At 40.4% G+C, this 3,118-nt stretch carries 3 protein-coding genes; 1 reads left to right on the top strand and 2 read right to left on the bottom strand.

Features of this window, described 5'->3' with window-relative positions:
- Window positions 1-202: 202 nt before the first annotated feature.
- The gene (locus ACYTXL_RS29775) at window positions 203-1,471 is read right to left on the bottom strand and encodes a tetratricopeptide repeat protein (RefSeq protein ID WP_461927786.1); all 1,269 of its coding nucleotides are present in this window, start codon (window positions 1,469-1,471) and stop codon (window positions 203-205) included.
- Between the two features lie 199 nt (window positions 1,472-1,670).
- Window positions 1,671-2,756, bottom strand: coding sequence for an RNA-guided endonuclease InsQ/TnpB family protein (locus ACYTXL_RS29770; RefSeq protein ID WP_461927785.1), 1,086 nt, complete (start codon window positions 2,754-2,756; stop codon window positions 1,671-1,673).
- 49 nt (window positions 2,757-2,805) lie between these two features.
- On the opposite strand from ACYTXL_RS29770, the gene ACYTXL_RS29765 reads away from it, so the two are divergent.
- Entirely contained in the window at window positions 2,806-2,991 is a 186-nt protein-coding gene (locus tag ACYTXL_RS29765; RefSeq protein WP_461927784.1) for a hypothetical protein, read from the top strand.
- The last annotated feature ends 127 nt before the right edge of the window (window positions 2,992-3,118 follow it).

Raw genomic sequence — 3,118 nt, 5'->3', positions numbered from 1 at the left:
ACCCCTTCTCGCAGATTTGGGAGAAGGGGAGCCAGAATTTCAAAGTCCCTCTCCCAGATATGGGAGAGGGATTTAGGGTGAGGGCAAAAACTACGGTTCTCAACATAGATGAGGTTTAGTAAATAAATTACTTATTACCCATTCTTGATTAAAAGTAGATAAATGCAATATGTGAATTTAGGTTTGTAGTGGTATTTATATTTTATCTACCGCGATCGCGTTCTAAATCATCAATAACTTTTTGCAAATACCACTCGTCTGACATCCCAGGATGATAATCCTGCTTCTGCTGAATCAATCGTTCGGCAATTTCCCAATATCCCCCAACCATTCGCAAAAGTCGCTGACGTAGCAGATTATATTTTTGCTTTTTTGACTCTGGACTAAATTTATGGATTTTTTCTAGGCTACTTAAGACTTGTTGATAATTTCCCCAGTCTTCTTGTTCACAAAAGATACTCGCCGCCCGTTGATAATCTTCCACGGCGTTTTGCATTTCTTCTAAGCAAGTATAGGCAATGCCGCGATTGTAGTAAGCTTGAGCATCATCGGGATTGATTTGCAGCGCTTTGGTGTAATCTGGAATTGCACCGAGATAATTGCCCGTTGACCGATAGGCATTACCTCTGGCAATATAGACTAAGGCATCTTCGGGTTGAATCTGGAGTGCTTGGTTAAAATCCGCGATCGCACCTTGATGATCTCCCAATATAGAACGGGCTTTGCCTCGGTTGCGATAGACAATGGCATCTGAAAAATTTAATCGCAATGCTTGATTAAAATCTGCGATCGCTTCTCGATAATTCCCCATTTTACAACGCACAACCCCACGACAGCAGTAAGCTTGGGCATCTTGCGGATCGGCTTTTAATACCCAGTTTAAATCAGCCAGTGCTTCTTGGCTATCTCCCTTTTCCGCCTTTTCTAATAATTGCGTGAAATATTCCTTTGTGGATAAAATTGGCGCATTGGTGGAATGTGATTGCTGTACAACAGGTAATTCTTTGGGTTGTAGTTGTTTAATTAGTTCCAGACACAGACGACAATTTTCTTTATCCTGTTGCTCTAGATATAATTGTGCAGCCTTTTTAAAATTAGCGATCGCATCTTGAATATAACCCTGTTTGCGCCGCACTATTCCCCGCAGATTATAAGCAGCAGCATAATTTAGATTGAGATGAATAGCGCGTTCAACATCCTCCAGCGCCCCCGGTAAATTTTTCAGCGTCACCCTTGCCAATCCACGACAATAATATGCCTCTACACTCTCAGGATTAAGCTTGAGGATTTCAGTATAATCTGAAACAGCCTTAAGGATTGCACCTGACTCATAATATGCCAAACCCCGTTGCAAGTAAGCTTCAAGAAAGTAAGGTGTCAGTTCTAAAGCATGGTTAAATGCCTCAATTGCTCCAGCGTAGTCTTTTCGCCTAGCCTTTTCCAATCCTCTATTGTAGAATTCGTCAGTCATGGCATTTATTTGGTTGATTCAGTTAGGTGAATTCCAGCAGGCTTGCTTCGTAGTCTAACCTATCCACTCACCGTTATATAAAACTTATCCAAAGTTACCTAAAAAACTCTTAAAAAGAAAGTTTACGAATATCTTTGGTGTTTACTTCCTACTTCATTCTGGAGATGTCGGCATCAACCAGTCCACAGGCTAACATCATCTAACTGACGACTTTTGAGAGAATCAGTGCGGCGTTCAAATCACGATCAATCACTTTACCGCAATGTTCACAGTTAAATACTCTTTCACTTAAGGAAAGTGTTTCTTTTTTAGTTCCACAATTTGAGCAAGTCTTGCTACTTGGGAACCACCTATCAACGACAACAAGCTTAGAACCGTAGAGTTCACATTTATAGGTCAACTGACGGCGAAACTCAAAAAACGACATATCAGCGATTGATGTCGCTAGCTTATGATTAGCCATCATCCCACTCACATTCAGATCCTCAATTACTACTGTGCCGTGGTTCTGGGCAAGTAGTGTGGTGAGTTTATGTAATGTGTCCTTGCGGATATTCGCTATTTTGGCGTGCAGCCTAGCAATCTCTATCTGTGCCTTTTTCCAGTTGGCTGAACCTTTAACTTTATGACGATGCAACCATTGCATTCGAGAAAGTTTGGCTTCATGCCTTCTGTAGGATTTTGCACTACTGAATACCTCTCCAGTAGAAAGCGTTGCCAGCACCTTCACCCCCAAGTCAACACCCACAATGGTTTTCTTGGTAGATTCCTGTTGCTCAATATCAAACCTAAAGCTAATAAACCATCTGTCCCCTTGGCGAGATATTGATACCGATTTTGGATTAAGTTGAGGCAATGGCTCATAGGTTTTCAAAACTCCAATTTTCGGGACTTGAATTTTATTAAGAGCAATCACCTTAATCACACCTTCGAGAGTAAAGCAATCGCGCAATCCCTTTTTCTTGAAATTGGGAACTCCAGAAGTCTTTTTAAAGCATCTATCCCATGCAGTCCTTAATGACCGTAATGCTTCCTGTGGTGCTGACTTAGAGCATTCATAGTACCAAGGACATTCAGGCTTTACTAGCGCTACTAACCATTTATGGAGGTCAATAGCACTAGGAAACTTTATTTTCTCCGTTACGTTAGCTTGATTGTGATTAAGGATTTGTTTTGTTAATCTCAAGCCCCAGTTCCAAGCGTGGCGGGAAACTCCACAATGCTGTAACAACTTAGTACGCTGTATGTTATTCAGTTTCAATTCGGTTTTGAAACCTAAGAGCATTTATCTAGCCTTACTGCTACAATATCTAGTATACCACAGATAAAACCACATGAGTACGATAAAATTTAAACCGCAGAAAAAAGTAGCCTATGATAAGACACCTCTTCAGTTGAAAGTTTCATCAGGAGTTAGAGAAAAAGTTATGGCTATTCCTGGTTGGCAAGAAACAGTGAGAGGATTTCTTGATCAAATGATTGGTGCAAAGGAAAAACCTACTCAAATCAAAGAAGATTGATCAGGTTTAGATAAATATCTTGCAATTTAGTTTCACCCTGCAATCTCCAACGAATTCAGAAAAAACAAATCTTGGTAGAGATTCTAGGATATCCTTAGATCAGTGAAAGATTTGCCAAAAAAAGTAA

It is taken from the genome of Nostoc sp., from assembly GCF_054880495.1.
This window is presented reverse-complemented; position numbering and strand designations above follow the sequence as displayed.

Bases quoted from the DNA above. Each gene is read 5' to 3' on its own strand.
- ACYTXL_RS29775 (WP_461927786.1), bottom strand. From the start codon at position 1,471: ATGACTGACGAATTCTACAATAGAGGATTGGAAAAGGCTAGGCGAAAA.
- ACYTXL_RS29770 (WP_461927785.1), bottom strand. From the start codon at position 2,756: ATGCTCTTAGGTTTCAAAACCGAATTGAAACTGAATAACATACAGCGT.
- ACYTXL_RS29765 (WP_461927784.1), top strand. From the start codon at position 2,806: ATGAGTACGATAAAATTTAAACCGCAGAAAAAAGTAGCCTATGATAAG.